The sequence below is a fragment of the Curtobacterium sp. Leaf183 genome (assembly GCF_001424385.1).
In the GTDB taxonomy this organism is placed as follows: Bacteria; Actinomycetota; Actinomycetes; order Actinomycetales; family Microbacteriaceae; genus Curtobacterium.
On sequence record NZ_LMPO01000008.1, the window covers coordinates 192545 to 211875 of the forward strand.

Genomic DNA, 19331 nt, shown 5'->3' on the forward strand with positions numbered 1-19331 from the left:
GCGGGGCGGGCGGCGTGAGTCAGGTCGGGTCAGGTCGGATCGGGAGGGGCCAGGAAGCCTGGGTCAGGAAGCGAGGGAGGCGAGTCGAGCGGCGCGGCGGACGGCCTGTTCCTCGGGGTCGGGGACCGGCGCGGCCTGGACGAGCCGCCGGGTGTACGGGTCCGTGGGTGCGCGCAGGATCGCGTCGCACGACCCGTGCTCCACGACCCGGCCCCGGTGCAGCACGACGACGCGGTCACACAGCGTGTCCACGACGGCCAGGTCGTGCGTCACGAACAGGCACGCGAAGCCCAGGCGCTCCTGGAGTTCGCGGAAGACGTCGAGCACGCGGGCCTGCACCGACACGTCGAGGGCACTCGTGGGTTCGTCCGCGATGAGCAGCGCCGGGTCGAGGGCGACGGCGCGGGCGATCGCGACGCGCTGCCGCTGGCCGCCGGAGAGCTCGTGGGGGAAGCGCTCCCGGAAGCCGCCGTCGAGCCCGACGTCCGCCAGCAGCCGCTCGACCCGGTCCTCGGTGTCGGCGGCCGACAGGCGGAGGATCTGCCGCAGGGGCTCCGCGACCGTTTGCCCCACCGTGTAGCGCGGGTTCAGGGACCGCAGCGGGTTCTGGAACACCACGCCAACCCGCCGCCGCATGCTCCGCCGCTCCGCGCGGCCGGCGCCGGCGAGGTCGGTCCCGTCGACGGAGACCGACCCGGAGGTGATCGGCGCGAGGCCGACCGCGGCCCGACCGATCGTGGTCTTGCCGCTGCCGGACTCCCCGACCAGCCCGACGATCTCCCCGCGGTGCACGGTGAACGACACGTCGTCGACGGCGCGGAAGCGGCCACGCAGCGCTCCGCCGTACTCGACCACGAGCTGACGGACGTCGAGGGCGACGGGCTGGGCCGGCGCGGCGGGGTCGAGCCGGGCCTCCTGACCGGTGCCCAGCGCCATGCGCGGGACGGCGGCCAGCAGCTCCCGCGTGTACCCGGCGGACGGAGCCCCGAAGACCTCCGCCGCGGTGCCGGACTCGACGACCTGACCGCGACGCATGACGACGACGCGGTCGGCGATGTCGGCGACCACGCCCATGTCGTGCGTGATGAGCAGGATCGCGGTGCCGGTGCGCTCCCGGAGCGCTCGCAGCACGTCGAGCACCTCGGCCTGGACGGTGACGTCGAGCGCCGTCGTGGGCTCGTCCGCGATGAGCAGGTCCGGGTCGGCGGCGAGCGCCATCGCGATCATCACCCGCTGGCACTGGCCGCCGGAGAGCTCGTGGGGGTACTGCCGCAGGCGGCGCTCGGGCTCCGGCACCTCGACCGCGCGCAGGAGCTCCAGCGCGCGGTCACGGACCGCCGCCCGGTCCGTCGTGGCACCGGCTCGGCGGACGGCCTCGGCCAGCTGGAACCCGATCGTGAACACGGGGTTGAGGGCGGCGGAGGGGTCCTGGAAGACCATCGAGACGCTGCGTCCGCGGGCCGCCCGGAGGTGCTGGTCGCCGTCGTGCAGGACGTCGACACCGCCCAGGTGGATCGACCCGGTGGTGACGGCACCCTCGGGGGCGATGCCCATCGCGGTCATCGCCGTCATGCTCTTGCCGGAGCCGGACTCCCCGACGACTGCGACGACCTCACCGCGGCCGACCGAGAAGGACGCGTCGTCGACGGCGCAGACCACCTCGCCCTCAACGTCGAAGGTGACGGTGAGGTGGTCGACGACGAGGACGTGGTCGTGCTGCGTGCTCAAGGGGATCCCGTTCCTGGTGCGTCGTCGCCCGTGTCCCGGGCGGCCTTGAACGCCTCCCAGTCCTCGAGCATCTTCCGGTGGTGGCCGTGCAGCCACTGCATGTAGTCGCGGCCGTTGCGCAGGCGCTCGCGGACGGGGGCGTCCACGTCGCCGGCAGCGGTCCGGCCGTCCTGCTCCACGACGGCGAGCCCGCGGGCGATCACGTCCCGCTGCCGGTCGAGGTACTTCCGCTCGCTCGCGAGCCAGCTCCCCCACACGTCGGTCTCGGCGCGGAAGTAGTGGCTGCGCTCCCCCGGCACCGTGTGCCGCTTGACGAACCCGGAGTCGACGAGGCGCCTCGTGGCCATCGACACCGACCCCGAGCTCGCACCGAGCGCCGCCTGCAGGTCCGCGGACGACGAGTACGGGGCGCGGGTCATGATGAGGTAGCCGAGCACCCGGGCGTCCGTGAGGGGCATGCCCGCGCCGTCGCCGAGCATCAGCGCGAACTCCTCGACGAACGCCTGGCGCACCGGGTCCAGGACGCGGTCGTCGGTCGTGACGGTCTGCTGCTGCTCGGTCATGGTGTCTCCTCGTCGATCCGTGGTCCGCGCCAGGCGGGACCATCCGTGGTCCGCGCCAGGCTATGCGAGCCCGGCCGCGACCTCCGGAGCCTCGTCGGGGATCGCCCACGGCTCCTCGCTCATGCCGCCGCTGCCGCGGATGCCGGTGACGGTGTCGTCGGCGTCGCGGGTGAACACGATGTCCTCGTCGACGGAGCCGAAGCGGTTGCCGTGGGTCATCCGGAGCGTGTCCTGGTCGACGACCTCGAGCCGCGTGGGCGACTCCATCGGGTCGGGGCCGGACGGGTCGATCGCGAGCAGCCGGTCGCCGACCCGGGCGATGTCGGTGATGCCCCAGGGGTTGGCGTAGCGGCCCGTGAAGCGCGCGGCCTGGTCGGCGGTCACGACGGCGCCGGGCGCACCGGTGTCGGCCGCCGCGTCGAGCAGGTGGATGATGCCGGTCGCCAGGAGCGTCGCCGGGCCTGCGGCGGCGCTCGTCATCACGGACACGACGAGCCCGGACTCGGGGTCGAACAGCGACTGCGTGATGTGCCCGGGGAAACCGCCGGAGTGGCCGCGGACCTCGCGGCCGCCGATACGGTCGACGATGAAGCCCGCGCCGTAGCCCCGGGCCGCCGGGTCCTCGTCGGTGGCGCTCCACGACTTCCGCTGCGCCAGGCGCTTGGAGTGGTCGCTCAGCAGGTCCCCCTGGCCGAGGACGTGGGCGGAGAAGTACCGGACCAGGTCGGACGCGGTGCCGTGGAAGCCGGTCGCTGCGGCCATCGCCCGGGTGTCGACGTGGGCGATGCGCTGCCGGTGCCGTGCGACGTGGAAGCCGGAGTACCCCACCACGAAGTCGTCCTCGCGCGACGGGTCCCAGTCCGGGCCGGTGTTCCGCAGGCCGAGCGGCTCGACGATCTCCTGGCGGACGAAGTCGTTGTAGCTCCGTCCGGAGGCCGCGGCGATGACGAGCCCGAGGAGCGAGTACCCGAGGTTCGAGTAGTTGAACGAGGATCCCGTCGGCACCTTCTGCCCGCGGTCGAGGACGAGCGCCAGCAGTTCGTCCTCGTCCGGGAACGGCCGCGCGAGGGACCAGTAGTCGCCGTCGTGGCCGTCGCGGATCACACCGGCGCCCATCTCCATGAGCTCCCGGACCGTGGCGTCCGCGATCGGCGAGCCGCCCTCGACCAGGGCGGGCACGTACGTCCCGACGGTGTCGTCGAGGCGCAGCACCCCACGCTCGGCGAGCAGCAGCAACGCGGTCGCGGTGAAGGTCTTCGAGTGCGAGGCGATCCGGAACAGGTCGGTCGTGGTCAGGCGTCGGCCGGCCTCGACGTCGGCGTGGCCCCAGGCCTCGGAGAACAGCTCCTCGCCGCGGTACCCGATCGCGACCTGCACGCCCGGCACGCGGAGCTGCCAGACCTTGTAGGCGACCCAGTCGCGGATGGTGGGCAGGGTCGTGCGGTACGCGTCGCGCGTGGCCTCGGTGTCGGTCACGGTGTTCCTTCCAGGAGAGCGGTGGTGCGGTGGGGTCGAGTCTGGTGTCAGCGGCGGCGCGGGTCGAGTGCGGCCCGCAGGGTGTCGCCGAGCGCGATGACCGCGAGCACCGTGACGGCGAGGAACGCCGCCGGTGCGATGAGCATGTGCGGGGCCCGCAGGAACTGCGAGGTGGCGGCGGAGAGCTGCAGTCCCCACGAGATCGCCGGGCTCTCGAGTCCGATGCCCAGGTACGTCAACGACGACTCCGACACGATCACGCCGCCGACGGTGATCGTCGCGAGGACGAGCAGCGGCGAGATCGACGACGGCAGCACGTAGCGGGTCGTGATCCGCCAGGTCGAGAGCCCCATCGTGCGGGCGGCCAGGACGAACTCGGCGTTCCGGACCCCGCGCACGCTCGAGCGGACGAGCCGCGCCATCGTCGGCCAGCCGAACAGCGCGAGGACGAGCGAGACGGTCAGCACCGAGCGCTCCCCGACGCTGTTGAGCACCACGACGGCGCCGAGCAGGAACGGGAAGCCGAGGAACACGTCGGTGAGCCGGGCGAGCACGGCGTCGACCCAGCCGCCGACCATCCCCGCGAGCGTCCCGACCACGAGTGCGACCATCCCCGCGAGCACGGTGGTGAGCACCGCGACGGCGATCGACGAACGCGTGCCCCAGACCACGTTCGCGTAGACGTCGCAGCCCTGCAGGTCGAACCCGAACGGGTGCCCGGCGGCGGCGCCGTCCCCGCTGCGGCCGAGGTCGCACACCCGGGGGTCGCCGTGGCCGAACAGGCCGGCGAAGAGCTGCGGGAACGCGGCGATCGCCAGGATGACCATGAGCACGGTGGCCGGCACCCAGAACCCGGGGGTGCGCGCGGCGGCGAGGAGCGGGCGACGACGTCCGGCGATGACGGGTTCGACGGTGGCGCCGATGGCGGCGGTGGTCATGCGGCGGCTCCCGATCGGACGCGTGGGTCGAGGGCGGCGTGCAGCAGGTCGACGAGCACGCTCGTGACGAGGAACACCAGGATGAGGGCGGTCGAGATCCCGACGACGACGGCGCCCTCGTGCGAGCGGATGCCCTGGAACAGCAGGTTGCCGACGCCGGGCAGGTTGAAGATGCCCTCGATGATGACGGTACCGCCCATCAGGTACCCGAGGTCGGTCGCCAGGTAGGTGGCCGTGGGGATGAGCGAGTTCCGCATCACGTGCACGCCGACCACGCGGCCGGGCGTGAGCCCCTTCGCGCGGGCGGTGCGGACGTAGTCGGCGTCGAGCGTCTCGATCATCGAGGTCCGGGTCAGGCGGGACACCGCGGCGAGCCCGAACAGCGCGATGACGAACGCGGGCAGGACGTAGGCCGTCGGCCAGCCCGCCGTCGAGCCGGCGACCGGGAACCAGTGCAGCCGCACCGAGAACACGAGCTGCAGGGCGACGCCGAGCACGAACACCGGGACCGCGCCGACGACGATGGTGCCGACGAGCACGGTCTTGTCGAGCACGGTGCCGCGCTTGAGCGCTGAGAGCACGCCGAGCCCGATGCCGAGCACGATCTCGAGCGCCCACGCGGTCAGCGCGAGCGTGATCGTGACGGGCCACCGCGAGGCCATCTGCGCGCCGACGGACTGCCCGGTGAAGTCGGTGCCGAAGTCCCCGCGGAAGAGCCCGCCGACGTACTGCACGTACTGCAGCCAGAGCGGCTGGTCGAGGTGGTACTCCGCGCGCAGTGCCCGGACGACGGACTCGCTGAGCGGCCGGTCGCCGCCGAGCGCCCGGATCGGGTCGCCCGGCAGCGCGAACGTCATCGCGTAGATCAGGAAGGTCACCCCGAGGAAGACGACGACCAGGCCGCCGAGTCGTCGACCGACGGCGAGCGTCGGACGCATCACGAGCCTCCCGGACGGGTGGACCCGGCCAGTGCCGGGCCGGACGTACTGGAGGCCGTGGTCGCGTCGCTCACGTGGCTCGCGCAGGCGAGGATCGCCCCGTACTGCACCCCCACCAGCTTGCGCACCGGGATCGGTGCGGCCTCGGTCACCGCGTCGGCCTGCCAGAGCGCGTACCGCTCCGCCAGCCGGTCGCGGAGTCGCCGGAGCGGCGCGGACGCCGTGCCGGCGGTCGTCTCCGCCTCGAGCGCCCGGAGCAGCATGCCGCCGTAGCGGAGCCGGAAGCACCGGACGAGGTCCTCGCAGCCGAAGCGTTCGGCGACGGTCGCCATCCGGTCGGCGGGCTCCCGGTCGGCCCGGGCACGGTCGGTCTCCGGCGTCGCGGCGAGCATCGGGATGAACGCGCGGGAGCCCTCGAGGAAGGGCGTGTCGATCGTGAGCATCGGCGATGCCTGGTCGAGGACCTCCTGCAGCTCGACGCCCGAGCGGCCGAGCTCGTCGGCGCACCGGCGCAGCAGGTCGGCGTACGACTCGTCCGTCGGGGTCTGGTCGTCGGCGTCCGGGTGGCTCCAGTACGGCAGCTCCGCGACCATGCACAGGGCACCGTGCCGGAGGGCCCACGCCGCGCTCGACGCCCCGTGGATGTGCTCCCCCGGGTCGACGCCGAGCTCCTCGAGCCAGTCGTACGCCTGCTCGGTCCCGTCCATGGCGAACACCGCCGGTGCGAGCTCGCGCAGGTACGGCGCCTCGGGCTCCCCGGTGTCGAGCGGCAGCCCGAGCGCGGCCGGCACCGCGTGCAGCACGTCGATGACGTCGGGCAGGTCCTCGGACAGGTAGTAGTAGACCCCGCCCATCTCGCCGTTGTGCAGGCTCACGAGCAGGTCCGGTTCGGTGTCGTCGATGAGCCGCATGAACGCGAGCGTCTCGGGGAGCACCTGGTCGAAGTACACCGACTTGTAGCTGTTCGGGAACGTCCACTCCACCTGGCTGTCCGGAGCCGGCCGGTAGAAGTGCCGCGAGTAGAAGACCCGGTCGTGCGGGTCGTGGAACCAGGCCTCGTTCAGCCGCATGCCGTCCGGGTCGATCGTCGGGACGATGTGCCAGGTGACGTCGAGGTCGCGCACTGCCGGGTCGTCGCCGAGCATCGTCTCGGCGAGGTGCAGCGCCGTCCACGAGCCGATCGGTTCGTTCGGGTGCACCCCGCCGACGACGACCGCCGCGTGCGAGCCCGAGCCGATGCGGTAGGCGTTGAGCGGTTCGCCAAGCCGGCTGGTGCCGATGCGGGTCACGGTGACCCGGTCCGGGTGGGCCGCGGCGAGCACGTCGAACCGGGCGTGCAGGTCGTCGACGAGCGGGAAGCCGTCGTGGTCCGGGACCTCGCGTACCAGTCGGAGGATGGTGTCGGTGTCCATCGCCGCCCTACTTCACGGTGATCTGGCCGATGACCGGGCTGCCGGCCACGGCGGGGAGCGACGCGATCTTGTCGCTCGTGACGTACGAGTACTTGTCGAAGAAGGTCGGCACGATCGGGAAGTCCTCGAGGACCGCTTGCTGCGTCTGCGTGTAGAACGCGTTCGCCTCGGACTGCGAACCTGCCGAGTCCGCCTTCGCGAGCAGGGAGTCGACGGTGTCGTCCTGGTAGTACCCGGTGCACGGAGCGCAGCCGCCGGCCGTGGTGAACAGGGCCCGCAGGGTGTTCTGCTGGCTGATGTAGAGCGCACCCCAGTGCCCGAAGTGCGGGCCGGCGACCTTCTTGTCGGTGAGCTCGGAGTAGTACGAGGCCCAGTCGGTGGTGGCCTTCGCCTCGGCGTCGACCCCGAGGTTCTGACGGATCTGGTTGGCGTACGCCTGGTACAGCGAGTCGAGGCCGTTGCCGCCCGGGTACACGAGGGTCATGCTGCCGTCGAAGCCACCGGCCTTCGCCAGGAGCTGCTTGGCCGCAGACGGGTCGAACTCGCAGGCGTCGCCGCAGATGCCCTCCTTCGTGCCGGACATCGACGGCGGGGTGAGCGCGGTCGCGGGCTCGTACAGGCCGCCGTAGATGGCCTTGTTCACCTGGTCGCGGTCGATCGACATCGAGATCGCGCGGCGGACGTCGGGGTTCGCGTACCGCTCGTCCCACAGCGGGAAGCCGAGGTAGTCGATGCCGGGTGCCTCGAACGAGTGCAGGCGGTCCCCAAAGTCGCTCTTCGCGCTCGTCATCTTGTCGGTCGGCAGGAAGAGCACGTCGGCGTTCCCGGCCAGCACGTCGGTGTAGGCGGTGTTCATGTCCGCGTAGCTGCGGAAGGTGACGTTCGGGGTCTTCGGCTTCGTGCCCTCGTAGCCCTTCCACGCCGTGACGGTGAACTCCTGGTTCGCCTTCCAGGCCTTCGTCATCTCGTACGGGCCGTTGCCGATCGGCTTCCGGTCGTACGCCTTCAGGTCGTCGTACGCCGCCGAGGGCATCGGGTAGAACGCGGTCTGCGCCTGGCTGAGCTGGAGCGGGAACTGGCTGTCCGCGTGGGTCAGCGTCACGGTGAAGGTGTCCTTGCCCGTCACCTTGAGCCCGGACATCTCCTTGGTGGTCGGGGTGCCCTTCGCCGGGTTGAGGTCCGAGTAGCCGACGATCGCGGCGAGCTGCCCGCTGTTCTCCCAGGCGTTCGGACCGTAGGCGACGTGGTTCCAGGCCGTCACGTAGCTCTTCGGCGTGACCGCCTCGCCGTTCTGGAACTCCCACCCGTCGCGCAGCGTGATCGTCCACGTGGTGGCGTCGTCGCTCTCCACGCTCTTCGCGGCGACGTCGTGGAGCTCCCCCTTCGCATCGGTCGCGGTCAGCGGCGCGAAGAGGCTCTGCACCTGGTCGAAGGCCACCGTCTGCCGTCCGGGGGTCAGGTGGTCCGGCTCGCCCGTGGCGTAGACCAGGCTCGCGTCGGTGGCGGTGTCGGCGGTGCCGCCCGCCGAGCAGCCGGTCGCCACGAGTGCCACCGTTGCCGCCGCGGCCAGCGCGGCGATCGTCCTGCGTCGCATGAGTGCTCCTCGATCGGTGCGGCCCGGTCCACTGCCCGGCCGTCGTCGTCGAAAGCTAGGCGTCCTCGAATCCCGACCACAAGACTTCTTTCAATTGCCTCTGAAACTTTTACGACCCGGAAACACCGGGGAAACGACGCCCGTCGCGCCGAGACACCCCGCTGTGCCACGCTGGCGGACATGCGGCACTCCCCACACTTCCTGATGACCGACGTCGACGAGGTGCGGCGCCTCGTCCGGGGCAACCCGTGGGCGACGATCGTGTCCCACACGGACGACGGGATCGTGGCTTCGCACTACCCGTTCCTGCTCGAGGAGCCCGCTCCCGGCGAGGACCCCGACCAGCTCGTGCTCGTCTCGCACGTCGGCCGGCCCGACGAGGTCGCGCACGAACTCGGGCAGCACGAGGTCCTCGTCATCGTGCAGGGCCCACACGGGTACGTCTCCCCCGCGTGGTACCCGGTCGACCAGTTCGTGCCCACCTGGAACCACGTCACGGCACACCTCTGGGGCACGCCCGAGATCCTGTCCGACGACGAGAACTTCCGAGTCCTCGGCGAGCTCGTCGACCACTTCGAGCGGGTCATGCCCGACCCGGTCTCGCTCGACGTCGACGAGGACACCGCTCGGCGGATGGCGAAGGGGACCGTGGGCATCCGCATCCGCGTCACCCGCTTCGACGCCCGCGCGAAGCTCTCCCAGAACAAGGCCCCGGGGGTCGTCGACGACATCGTCGCCGGACTCCGCGGCGACGGCCCCTACGCCTCGCCGGCACTCGCCGACGAGATCGAGCGGGTCCGGTCCGCCGCCGGTGACGACCAGGGCGGACGGGAGGCCGAGTGAGCGAGGTCCTGCTCCGCACGGTCCGCCGGGTGGGCACCTCCGGCGCACCCGCCGACGTCCGGGTCACCGACGGCGTGGTGACCGCGGTCGCCCCCGCCGGCACCCTCGACGCCACGAGCACCGACACCGACGTGCTGCAGGCGGACGGCGCCTGGCTCGGCCCCGGGCTCGTCGACCACCACACCCACTTCGACCAGTGGGCGCTCGTGCGTCGACGTGTCGACGTCTCGGTGGCGGACTCCGCCGAGGCGACCGCCGACCTGCTCGCCGCGGTGGCACGGACCGGCGTCGCGGACCGCGTGCTCATCGGCCACGGGTACCGCGACGGGATGTGGCCCCGCCCTGCCAGCCGCGAGCTGCTCGACCGGGCCGCACCGGGCCTCCCGGTCGTCGTCGTGAGCGCGGACCTACACGCCGTGTGGTGCAACGCCCTCGCGCTCAGCCACTTCGGCGCCGTGCTCGGACGTCCGTTGGTGGCGGGCGAGGACGGGGTCCTGCGCGAGCAGGACGCCTTCGACGTCACCGGGGCACTGTCCCAGGTGCCGGACGAGGTCCTGGACGGCTGGGTCGCCGACGCCGCCGAGGCCGCGGCCGCACGGGGCGTCACCCGGGTCGTCGACCTCGAGATGCGCTTCGGGCTCGACCGGTGGACCCGGCGGATCCGCGGCGGCACCGATGCGCTGCGCGTGTCGTCCGGCGTCTACGCGGCCGACCTCGACACCGCGATCGCCCGGGGGCTGCGGACCGGCGACGTCGTCGAGGGCACCAGGGGCCTGCTGACCATGGGGCCGTTCAAGGTCATCACCGACGGCTCGCTCGGCACCAGGACAGCGGCGCTCGCCGACGGGTCGGGGGTGCTCGCGTGGTCGTTCGACGACCTCGTGGCGATCACCCGCCGAGCCGTCGACGCCGGGCTCGTCCCAGCGGTCCACGCCATCGGCGACCGCGCGAACGCCCTCGCCCTCGACGTCTTCGAGGCGGTCGGGGCCCGCGGCACGATCGAGCACGCGCAGCTGCTGGCGGACGCCGACCTGGCGCGGTTCGCCCGGCTCGGGGTCGCCGCGTCGGTGCAGCCCGAGCACGCGATGGACGATCGGGACATCGCGGACCACCACTGGGCGGGTGTCACCGACCGGGCGTTCGCGTTCGCGTCGCTGGCCCGCGCCGGTGCCCGCGTGCTGCTCGGGTCGGACGCTCCGGTGGCGCCGCTCGACCCGTGGGTGTCGCTCGCCGCGGCCGTCGGGCGGGACCGCGACGGCCGCGAGCCGTGGCACCCGTCGGAGCGGCTGTCGGCGCTGACCGCGTGGACGGGCTCGACCGACGGACGGGTGGGCGTGGCCGTCGGGGACGTGGCGGACCTGGTGCTCGTGGGGTCCGATCCGCTGACGGTGTCGTCGACGGCGCTGCGGACCATGCCCGTGCTCGCGACGGCGGTCGCCGGGCGGTGGACGCACCGCGACCGGTGACGAAGCGCGCGGTGCGGGCGCGGTCGAGACGCCGCCCTGCGTCCGAGACGCCGACCAGCGTCCGAGACGCCGCCCCGCGACGCGGCGTCTCAACGACTCGGCGGCGTCTCGCCGGCATCGTTGTGCCCTACTTCTGGTCCTTCGGGCACCAGTAGAGCTTGCGGCCGGCCATGTCCGCCATCCGGATCTCGGTGCCGCACACCCGGCAGGGCTCGCCCTGACGGTGGTACACCCAGTGCCGGTCCTTGCGGGAGCGCAGCGCCTTCTTGCGGTCGGTGTCGGACAGCCCGTCCATCGTCATCATCAGCCCGTCGCGCACCCCGTCGTGCAGCAGCTTCGACCAGTCGGCCCAGAGTGCCTTGGCCTGCTTGACGGTGACCTTCTTGCCGACCTTGTAGGGGTCGAGGCGCTGGCGGAACAGCAGTTCGGCACGGTAGATGTTGCCGATGCCGCTCACCACGGCCTGGTCCATCAGCAGCTGGCCGATCGCGACGTTGCGCTTCCGGACGTTGTCGACGAAGACCTTCTCGGCCTCGGGGCCGTCGTCGTTGACGGGGTCGGGGCCGAGCTTGTCGAGCGCGCGCTGCACCCCGGCGGCATCCTCGACCACGCAGGCGGTGGGGCCACGCAGGTCGCCGACGGTGTCCTCGGTCAGCAGACGGACGCGCACCTGTCCGACGGGGTCCGGCGGGAACGCCTCGATCGGGTCCTCGGACTTCTCCTGCTCGGCCATCCGGTACCGGGCGAGCCGTGGTGCGCCGATCGAGGCCAGCGACTCCTCGCGGTCGTCGTCGTCCGACAGCGCCTCGGAGGTCGAGATCACGCCGGCGAAGTCCCACGCGCCGTACAGCCCCAGGTGCACGCGCAGGAACAGGTCGTCCTCGAACTCGAGGAACAGCTGCTTGCCCACCGCCCGTGACGCGACCATGCGCTTGCCGTCGAGCTGTGCGGCACCCTCGGCGAAGCGCCCTTGCGGGCTGGACACCTCGCAGCGTTTGCCGACGAAGTGCCGGGTGAACTGGTTGGCGATCCTGTGGACGGAGTGACCCTCGGGCATGCGACCCGTTCTACCCGGTGCCGCTGACGGTCGGTGTCCCCCGACGGTCGGCTACGCGTCGACCTGCTTGCCGGCGATGGTGCCGGTCTGCTCGTACTCGGCGAGCTGCGCGATGCGGCGCGCGTGGCGTTCCTCACCGGAGAAGGGCTCGTTGATGAACAGGTCGACGAAGTCGATCACCTCGGCCTCGGTGTGCTGGCGCGCGCCGAGCGAGATGACGTTCGCGTCGTTGTGCTGGCGGGCCAGCAGCGCGGTCGACTCGTTCCACACCAGGGCGGCGCGGACGCCCTCGACCTTGTTCGCCGCGATCTGCTCGCCGTTGCCGGAACCGCCGAAGACGACGCCGAGCGCCTGGACGCCCGCGCGCTGGTCCTCGACGACGGCGTGTGCGGCGTTGATGCAGAACGAGGGGTAGTCGTCGAGCGCGTCGTACTCGGTCGGGCCGTGGTCGATGACCTGGTGTCCGGCGTCGGTCAGGTGCGACGCGAGGGTCTTGCTGAACTCGAGGCCGGCGTGGTCCGTTCCGAGGTGGATGCGCATGTCCCGATCCTATTCCCGGCCGCGCACGCCCCTGGCCACGACCACGACGTACCGGCAGGGGTCGGCCGAGTCGTTCCGGTAGGTCACCTCGGCGGGGTCGCCGAGCTCCATCCGGTCGCCCGCGGCGAGCCGCACCGGCTCGTCGCCGACGACGAGTCCGAGCTCGCCGTCGACCACCCAGATGCAGTGGCGCAGGAACGCGTAGGCCGACGCCGGGTACGTCACGTGCGCTCCGGCCGGGAGGACCACCTCGGTCACGTCGACGGGGAAGTCCGCGCTCGACACGGGACGGCGTCGGTACCCGGTGTCCGGGTCCGTCCAGTGGTCGGCGGTCGCCCCGCGCTGCACGCCGGTCGCGTCGTCGGGGCTGCCCGACTCCGGACGATGCCCGGCCGCCCCCTCGTCGAGCAGCTGCGAGATCGTCATCCCGAACGCTCCCGACAGCCGGCCGAGGATCGTCGCCGTCGGGCTCGACACCCCGCGTTCGACGCGGTTGATCATCGCGCGGGAGACGCCGGACTCCTCGGCGAGCTCGGTCAGGCTCCAGCGTCGCTCGGTGCGGAGGTGCTGCAGCCGTTCGCCGAGGAGCCGGTCGTCGTCTACGATCTGAGACATGGCGACAGCATATGCGACGAACGGACCCCCACCCGCGTCGGGCGTGACGGTCCGGGACTGCGAACGCCGCGACCTCGACGTCGTCCACGCGCTGCACGTCGACGCCACCCTGCACACGACGGCGGTGTGGCAGGACCAGCCCGAGAGCCGCGAGTGGTTCGACACGTGGTTCGCCCAGCGCCGTGCCGACGGGTTCCCGGTGCTCGTCGCCGAGGTGGACGGCGTCGTCGCCGGGTACGTGACGTACGGCCCGTTCCGTCCGCGCCCCGGGTACCGGCACACCGTCGAACACAGTGTCTACGTGCTGCCCGGGCACCGCGGACGTGGCATCGCGTCGACGCTGATGCGCGCGCTCGTGGCACACGCCCGCCAGCACGACGTGCACGTGGTGATGGCCGCCATCTGCAGCGAGAACACCGGCTCGATCGCCCTGCACGAGCGCCTCGGGTTCGAGGTCGTGGCCGTGTTGCCCGAGGTCGGACGCAAGTTCGACCGGTGGCTCGACCTCACCCTGATGCGCCTGCCGCTGTCCTGACGGACGCGGATCGCGACGGCGGGGCCGAGCCGGGCCTCCCGTCAGTTGGTCGTGTCGAAGACCGGTCCGACCGTCCGCGAGCGCTTCAGCTCGAAGAAACCCGGGTACCGGGCCGCGGCGACCACGCCGTCCCAGAGGTCGAGTGCCTGCTGGCCCTTCGGCGCCGGGGAGATGACGGGCCCGAAGAAGGCGGTGCCCTCGACGGCGATCACGGGGGTGCCGACGTCCTGGCCGACGCGCTCGATGCCGTCGCGGTGGCTCTCGCGGGTGGCGGCGTCGACCTCGTCCGTCCAGGCGTACTCGGCGAGGTCGGCGTCGAGGCCGAGCTCCGCGAGCACGGCGGGGACGACCTGGGTCGGGTCGTGCTCCTGACGGTGGTGGATGTGCTCGCCGAGCGCGTCGTACAGGGGCTTCACGATCGCGTCGCCCAGACGCAGCCGCGCGGCCGTGACCAGGCGCGGGTAGACCTGCCCGGCTGCGAGCCGCTCCTGGTACTCGGGCGGGACGTCCTGGTCCTCGTTCAGGACGAACAGGCTCATCACCTTCCAGGTCACGGCGAGGTCGCGGTGTCGTTCGACCTCCTCCACCCAGCGGCTGGTCATCCAGGCCCACGGGCAGTTCGGGTCGAACCAGAACTCCACAGGGGTCGTCGTCGAGGTCGCGTTGTCCACAGTCGTGTCGGTCACGGATGCGAGCGTACGCGTGCTCGCTAGGCTGGATCCCACACGTCCTGACGGTGCACGACGCCGCGTGGGACGACCGACGCGTGGACATCGATCGTCCGCGCCCGCAACGAAGTTGGAGCGTCCGTGCCCGGAGAGAACCTCACCAGAACCGAAGCCCAGGAACGCGCCGCGATCGTCGACGTGCAGTCGTACCAGGTCGAGCTCGACCTGACCCGTGGCGCCGAGACCTTCGGCAGCACCACGCGGGTCCGCTTCACCGCGACACCCGGCGCGTCCACGTTCATCGACGCGATCACGAAGACCGTGCACTCCGTCGAGCTGAACGGCACCGCGCTCGACGTCGCCGCGGTGAACGACGGCGTGCGCATCCAGCTCGCCGACCTGCAGCAGCAGAACGAGCTCGTCGTCGTCGCCGACGCGCTGTACACGAACACCGGCGAAGGCCTGCACCGCTTCGTCGACCCCGTCGACGACGAGGTCTACCTGTACTCCCAGTTCGAGGTCCCCGACTCCCGCCGCATGTTCGCGGTGTTCGAGCAGCCCGACCTCAAGGCCGAGTTCACCTTCACGGTCACCGCACCGGCGCGGTGGCAGGTCGTCTCGAACTCCCCCACGCCCGAGCCCCGCGTCGACGGCGACATCGCCACGTGGGCGTTCCCGCCGACCACCCGCATCTCGAGCTACATCACCGCGCTCGTGGCCGGCCCGTACGAGGTCGTGCGAGACGAACTGACCTCGAGCGACGGCCGCACCATCCCGCTCGGCATCTTCACGCGCAAGTCGCTGGCCGAGTACCTCGACCCCGAGTACATATTCGACATCACGCGCAAGGGCTTCACCTACTACGAGTCGAAGTTCGCGGTCCCGTACCCCTTCGACAAGTACGACCAGCTGTTCGTCCCTGAATTCAACGCGGGCGCGATGGAGAACGCCGGCGCGGTCACCTTCACCGAGACCTACGTCTTCAGGTCCAAGGTCACGGACGCCATCAAGGAGCGCCGGGTCGTCACGATCCTGCACGAGCTCGCGCACATGTGGTTCGGCGACCTGGTCACCATGAAGTGGTGGAACGACCTGTGGCTGAACGAGTCGTTCGCCGAGTGGGCGTCGACGATCGCCACGGCCGAAGCCACCGAGTGGACCGAGGCCTGGACGACGTTCCAGGCGATGGAGAAGTCCTGGGCCTACCGCCAGGACCAGCTCCCCTCGACGCACCCGATCGTCGCGACGATCAACGACCTCGAAGACGTCCAGGTCAACTTCGACGGCATCACCTACGCCAAGGGCGGCTCCGTCCTGAAGCAGCTCGTGGCGTGGGTCGGCATCGACGCGTTCTTCGCCGGTGTCTCGGCCTACTTCGTGAAGCACCACCACGGCAACACCGAGCTCAAGGACCTGCTCGTCGAGCTCGAGGCCACCAGCGGGCGTGAGCTCGGCGAGTGGTCGAAGCTGTGGCTCGAGACCGCCGGCGTCAACACGCTGCGCCCCGAGATCGAGACCGACGAGTCCGGCGTGATCACGTCGTTCGCCGTGCTGCAGGAAGCCCCGACCGACTACCCGACCCTGCGTCCGCACCGGCTCGCGATCGGCCTGTACGCCTTCCAGCAGGACACCTCGGCGCCGTTCGGTGCCGACACCGCCTCGGCCGGGGGCAAGCTCGAGCGCACGCACCGTGTCGAGATCGACGTCGACGGCGCCCGCACCGACGTGCCGGAGCTCGTGGGGCAGCACCGCGGTGACCTCGTGCTGCTCAACGACGACGACCTGGCCTACGCCAAGATCCGCCTCGACGAGCAGTCCCGCCGCACCGCGATCGAGCACCTCGCCGCGATCGCGAACCCGCTCGCCCGCTCGATCGTGTGGGGCGCGATGTGGGACGCCACGCGCGACGCCGAGTCCCCCGCCAGCGACTACGTCCGCCTGGTGCTCGGCAACATCGCGACCGAGACCGAGTCGACGACCATCCGCACGACGGTCTCGCAGCTGCTGCTCACCGCGCGCAACTACGTCGCTCCGGCCAAGGTCGACGCGACGATCCGCACCGTGGGCGACACGCTCTGGAACCTCGCGTCGTCGGCCGAGGCCGGCTCGGACGCCCAGTTCCAGTTCGTGAAGTTCTTCGCGCAGATCGCGTCGACGCCCGAGCACGTCGCGACCCTGGCGGGGCTGCGTGACGGCTCCGTCACCCTCAGCGGGCTCGAGATCGACACCGATCTGCGGTGGGAGCTCCTCGAGGGCCTCGTGCTCGCGGGCGCCGCGGGCAACGCCGAGATCGACACCGAACTCGCCGCGGACCGCACGGCGTCGGGCGAGCAAGCGGCAGCGCGTGCCCGTGCGACGATCCCCACGGCCGAGGGCAAGCTGGCCGCGTTCTCGTCGCTGGTCGACACCGACACCGCGCCGAACGCCATCGTGCGCCAGACGACGATCGGCTTCCAGCACGCCAACTCCCCCGTCGTGCTCGAAGGGCTCGTGCCGAAGTACTTCGAGGTCCTCACCCGGATCTGGGACGAGCGGAGCTACCACATCGCCGACACGATCGTCACCGGGCTGTACCCGGCGCCGCTCGCCTCGGTCGAGCTCCGCGACGCCGCGACCGCGTGGCTCGAGTCGCACCCGGAGACCCCGGCGCTCCGCCGGATCGTGACCGAGAACCTCGCGGGCACGGAGCGTGCGCTGCGGGTCCAGGCCGCGGACGCCTGAGTCTGATCGGCGGGGTCAGAGCATGATCGGCGGGGTCTCGGCGTTCCTCAGGGTGCGCCGAGGCCCCGCCGTTTAGCATCGTCCGGATCATGATCTTGGCTGCGAACTCGACCGACGACGTCCCAGCATGGATGTCGAACACCTTCACCCAGTTCGTCGACACGTGGCACGAACCGATCGTCATCGTCCTCACCCTGATCGGCGCGGTCGTCCTGCGGCTGGTGCTCCGGCACAGCATCAAGGGCGTCGTCAACCGGATCGTCTACGACGTCAAGAAGCGCCAGGGCGCCGCTGACACCCAGGCGCTCATCGCGTCCCCCATCCAGACCGCCCGCGTCGTGCAGCGGACCCGCACGCTCGGCAGCGTCCTGCAGAACCTGGCGACCGTCATCGTGGTGATCATCGCCCTGGTGATCATCATCCCGCAGGTCCTGCCGAACGCCGCGGTCGGCATCGTCGGTGGTGCATCGCTCGTCGCCGCCGGGCTCGCGGTCGGCGCACAGTCGATCGTCAAGGACCTGCTGTCCGGGGTGTTCATGATCCTCGAGGACCAGGCCGGCGTCGGCGACGTGGTCGACACGGGTCCCGCGACCGGTGTCGTGGAGAACGTGGGCCTGCGCGTGATGCAGATCCGCGACGTGAACGGCATCCTGTGGTTCGTGCCGAACGGGCAGATCCTGCGTGTCGGCAACCTGTCGCAGGGCTGGTCGCGGGTCCTCGTCGACATCACGGTCCCCTACGACACCGACATCGACGCCGTGCAGGACGCCCTGCTCGCCGCAGCCGTCACGATGTCCCAGGAACCCCGCTGGCGACAGCGGATCGTCGAGAAGCCCGAGATCTGGGGCCTGCAGTCCGTCGCCGAGGCGGGCATGGTCTTCCGGCTCGTCGTCAAGACCCGCGCGTCCGAGCTCGACGTCGTCGGGCGCGAACTCCGGGTCCGGCTCAAGCGAGCGGTCGACGAGCTCGGCGTGACGCTCCCCGCGATGGCGATGATCATGCCCGAGGGCTGGGAGAACGCGACATCCATCAACGGGTTGCGCAGCGTCAAGACCCAGCCGACCCCCGCGCCGACGCCGTCGCGACGCGGCAAGAAGACGAACATGTACGGTCAGCCCATCGACACACAGCGGTCCGACCCGCGGAAGGACGACCGATGAGCGACACACCCCTCGGGCCCGGCCAGCCGATCACCCTGCGCGTCGGGATGGGCGGCGCCGCGGCGAGTGGATCACTGTACGACCGCATCGGGGGCGCCCCGACGTTCGACCGACTCGTCCGGCGCTTCTACGACGGCGTGCAGACCGATGACGTCATCTGGCCGATGTACCCGCAGGAGGACCTCGAGGGCGCCATCTCGCGCCTGTCGCTCTTCCTGCAGCAGTACTGGGGCGGGCCGGGCACCTACAGTCAGGAACGCGGGCACCCCCGGCTGCGCATGCGGCACAACCCGTTCCGCATCACGCCCGAGGCCCGCGAGCGCTGGCTGCACCACATGCACGACGCCGTCGAGTCGCTCCAGCTCGCCCCCCTCGACGAGGCCGAGCTCTGGGGATACCTCGACCGGGCCGCGCACGCCATGACGAACACGTTCGACTGACCGTCGGTCTGGACGCACCACGACACGGACGGGAGGCTCGGTGCCAGCTGGCACCGGGCCTCCCGTGCGTCGTGCAGCCGCGCCCAGGGCGCGCCGCGTCCACCAGACGCCGCTCCGTCCGCGAGACGCCGCCGTCGGCGGCGGCGTCTCGCCGGCTGTGCGGTGCCTCGGCGGGAACGCGGTGCGTCAGCGCGCGTACGAGCCGGTCGCCAGGTCGTCGACCAGCGACGGACGCGTCGGCGTCCACCCGTACGCGCTGCGGGCATGGGCCCCGGAGCACTCCTGGTGCATGAGCAGCGCGTCCGCGTACTCCACCCCGAGCCGCTGCCGCGCAGCGTCGACGCTCTCGGCGACCACCGGCGAACCGTGCGCGCCGGCCTCGGCGAGTTCGCGGACGGTGGGGTTGTCCCCCGTCGCAGCGAGGACGTAGCCGTCCTGCTCTCCCCGTTCGACGGCCAGGACGTAGAGCTCGCCGAGGTCGTCGACGTGCACGGTCGACCATCGTTGCGAGCCGTCGCCGACCATCAGGACCTCGTGCTCGCCGTCCCCGAGGAACATGGTCGGGATCCCCGCGCCGCGGCCGTACACGATCCCGGGCGCCACGATCGTCGTCCGCACGGCGCTCGCGCGGACCGCG

Annotated in this window: 18 protein-coding genes; 6 read left to right on the forward strand and 12 right to left on the reverse strand. The window is 71.5% G+C overall.

What is annotated here, in order from left to right; all coding sequences use genetic code 11:
- Positions 1–63: 63 nt before the first annotated feature.
- The 7 genes from ASG04_RS07270 to ASG04_RS07300 are packed head-to-tail and all read right to left on the reverse strand — an operon-like array spanning position 64 to position 8649.
- Entirely contained in the window at positions 64–1728 is a 1665-nt protein-coding gene (locus tag ASG04_RS07270) for a dipeptide ABC transporter ATP-binding protein (RefSeq protein WP_082517874.1), read from the reverse strand.
- A complete protein-coding gene (locus ASG04_RS07275; RefSeq protein WP_056121952.1) occupies positions 1725–2291 on the reverse strand; it encodes a GbsR/MarR family transcriptional regulator in 567 nt (188 codons plus the stop codon). Before ASG04_RS07275 ends, ASG04_RS07270 begins: the two co-directional genes overlap by 4 nt.
- A gap of 60 nt (positions 2292–2351) precedes the next feature.
- Entirely contained in the window at positions 2352–3767 is a 1416-nt protein-coding gene (locus tag ASG04_RS07280; RefSeq protein WP_235515469.1) for a serine hydrolase, read from the reverse strand.
- Between the two features lie 47 nt (positions 3768–3814).
- Complete coding sequence (locus ASG04_RS07285) at positions 3815–4705, reverse strand: ABC transporter permease (protein WP_056121954.1); 891 nt, start codon at positions 4703–4705, stop codon at positions 3815–3817.
- A complete protein-coding gene (locus ASG04_RS07290; RefSeq protein WP_056121957.1) occupies positions 4702–5643 on the reverse strand; it encodes an ABC transporter permease in 942 nt (313 codons plus the stop codon). The genes ASG04_RS07285 and ASG04_RS07290 overlap by 4 nt, the downstream gene beginning before the upstream one ends.
- Positions 5643–7055, reverse strand: a complete 1413-nt coding sequence (locus ASG04_RS07295) for a M14 family zinc carboxypeptidase (protein ID WP_056121959.1) — start codon at positions 7053–7055, stop codon at positions 5643–5645. Before ASG04_RS07295 ends, ASG04_RS07290 begins: the two co-directional genes overlap by 1 nt.
- A gap of 7 nt (positions 7056–7062) precedes the next feature.
- Positions 7063–8649, reverse strand: coding sequence for a peptide ABC transporter substrate-binding protein (locus ASG04_RS07300; RefSeq protein WP_056121960.1), 1587 nt, complete (start codon positions 8647–8649; stop codon positions 7063–7065).
- Between the two features lie 180 nt (positions 8650–8829).
- On the opposite strand from ASG04_RS07300, the gene ASG04_RS07305 reads away from it, so the two are divergent.
- Positions 8830–9492 carry an FMN-binding negative transcriptional regulator gene (locus tag ASG04_RS07305; RefSeq protein ID WP_056121962.1) on the forward strand — a complete coding sequence of 221 codons (663 nt, stop codon included), beginning with the start codon at positions 8830–8832 and terminating at the stop codon, positions 9490–9492.
- Positions 9489–10958 carry an amidohydrolase gene (locus ASG04_RS07310; RefSeq protein ID WP_056121964.1) on the forward strand — a complete coding sequence of 490 codons (1470 nt, stop codon included), beginning with the start codon at positions 9489–9491 and terminating at the stop codon, positions 10956–10958. Before ASG04_RS07305 ends, ASG04_RS07310 begins: the two co-directional genes overlap by 4 nt.
- 127 nt (positions 10959–11085) lie before the next feature.
- Here the strand turns inward: ASG04_RS07310 and ASG04_RS07315 are convergent, their stop codons facing one another.
- The 3 genes from ASG04_RS07315 to ASG04_RS07325 are packed head-to-tail and all read right to left on the reverse strand — an operon-like array spanning position 11086 to position 13170.
- Positions 11086–12015 (reverse strand): Fpg/Nei family DNA glycosylase, encoded by a 930-nt coding sequence (locus ASG04_RS07315; RefSeq protein ID WP_056121967.1) that lies wholly within the window; start codon positions 12013–12015, stop codon positions 11086–11088.
- Positions 12016–12066: 51 nt separating this feature from the next.
- Complete coding sequence (locus ASG04_RS07320; RefSeq protein ID WP_056121968.1) at positions 12067–12555, reverse strand: ribose-5-phosphate isomerase; 489 nt, start codon at positions 12553–12555, stop codon at positions 12067–12069.
- 9 nt (positions 12556–12564) lie between these two features.
- Entirely contained in the window at positions 12565–13170 is a 606-nt protein-coding gene (locus ASG04_RS07325; protein ID WP_056121970.1) for an XRE family transcriptional regulator, read from the reverse strand.
- Here ASG04_RS07325 and ASG04_RS07330 point away from each other — a divergent pair.
- Positions 13169–13705, forward strand: coding sequence for a GNAT family N-acetyltransferase (locus ASG04_RS07330; protein ID WP_156463569.1), 537 nt, complete (start codon positions 13169–13171; stop codon positions 13703–13705). The genes ASG04_RS07325 and ASG04_RS07330 overlap by 2 nt on opposite strands.
- Positions 13706–13746: 41 nt before the next feature.
- Here ASG04_RS07330 and ASG04_RS07335 read toward each other — a convergent pair whose 3' ends face one another.
- Complete coding sequence (locus ASG04_RS07335; RefSeq protein ID WP_321164482.1) at positions 13747–14391, reverse strand: DsbA family protein; 645 nt, start codon at positions 14389–14391, stop codon at positions 13747–13749.
- 123 nt (positions 14392–14514) lie between these two features.
- Between ASG04_RS07335 and pepN the strand changes: the two genes are divergently transcribed.
- From pepN to ASG04_RS07350, 3 genes are all read left to right on the forward strand, one after another.
- Positions 14515–17094 (forward strand): aminopeptidase N, encoded by a 2580-nt coding sequence (pepN, locus tag ASG04_RS07340; protein WP_056121976.1) that lies wholly within the window; start codon positions 14515–14517, stop codon positions 17092–17094.
- An 89-nt stretch (positions 17095–17183) separates the two neighbouring features.
- A complete protein-coding gene (locus tag ASG04_RS07345; RefSeq protein ID WP_082517875.1) occupies positions 17184–18254 on the forward strand; it encodes a mechanosensitive ion channel family protein in 1071 nt (356 codons plus the stop codon).
- A gap of 47 nt (positions 18255–18301) precedes the next feature.
- Positions 18302–18694, forward strand: coding sequence for a globin (locus tag ASG04_RS07350; protein ID WP_056123769.1), 393 nt, complete (start codon positions 18302–18304; stop codon positions 18692–18694).
- Positions 18695–18880: 186 nt separating this feature from the next.
- Here the strand turns inward: ASG04_RS07350 and ASG04_RS17820 are convergent.
- On the reverse strand, positions 18881–19331 hold a 451-nt coding region (locus ASG04_RS17820; RefSeq protein WP_414835823.1), incomplete at its 5' end, for an NAD-dependent epimerase/dehydratase family protein.

Bases quoted from the DNA above. Each gene is read 5' to 3' on its own strand.
- ASG04_RS07320 (WP_056121968.1), bottom strand. From the start codon at position 12,555: ATGCGCATCCACCTCGGAACGGACCACGCCGGCCTCGAGTTCAGCAAG.
- ASG04_RS07295 (WP_056121959.1), bottom strand. From the start codon at position 7,055: ATGGACACCGACACCATCCTCCGACTGGTACGCGAGGTCCCGGACCAC.
- ASG04_RS07300 (WP_056121960.1), bottom strand. From the start codon at position 8,649: ATGCGACGCAGGACGATCGCCGCGCTGGCCGCGGCGGCAACGGTGGCA.
- ASG04_RS07275 (WP_056121952.1), bottom strand. From the start codon at position 2,291: ATGACCGAGCAGCAGCAGACCGTCACGACCGACGACCGCGTCCTGGAC.
- ASG04_RS07305 (WP_056121962.1), top strand. From the start codon at position 8,830: ATGCGGCACTCCCCACACTTCCTGATGACCGACGTCGACGAGGTGCGG.
- ASG04_RS07350 (WP_056123769.1), top strand. From the start codon at position 18,302: ATGGGCGGCGCCGCGGCGAGTGGATCACTGTACGACCGCATCGGGGGC.
- ASG04_RS07325 (WP_056121970.1), bottom strand. From the start codon at position 13,170: ATGTCTCAGATCGTAGACGACGACCGGCTCCTCGGCGAACGGCTGCAG.
- ASG04_RS07290 (WP_056121957.1), bottom strand. From the start codon at position 5,643: ATGCGTCCGACGCTCGCCGTCGGTCGACGACTCGGCGGCCTGGTCGTC.
- ASG04_RS07345 (WP_082517875.1), top strand. From the start codon at position 17,184: ATGATCTTGGCTGCGAACTCGACCGACGACGTCCCAGCATGGATGTCG.
- ASG04_RS07285 (WP_056121954.1), bottom strand. From the start codon at position 4,705: ATGACCACCGCCGCCATCGGCGCCACCGTCGAACCCGTCATCGCCGGA.
- ASG04_RS07330 (WP_156463569.1), top strand. From the start codon at position 13,169: ATGGCGACAGCATATGCGACGAACGGACCCCCACCCGCGTCGGGCGTG.
- ASG04_RS07315 (WP_056121967.1), bottom strand. From the start codon at position 12,015: ATGCCCGAGGGTCACTCCGTCCACAGGATCGCCAACCAGTTCACCCGG.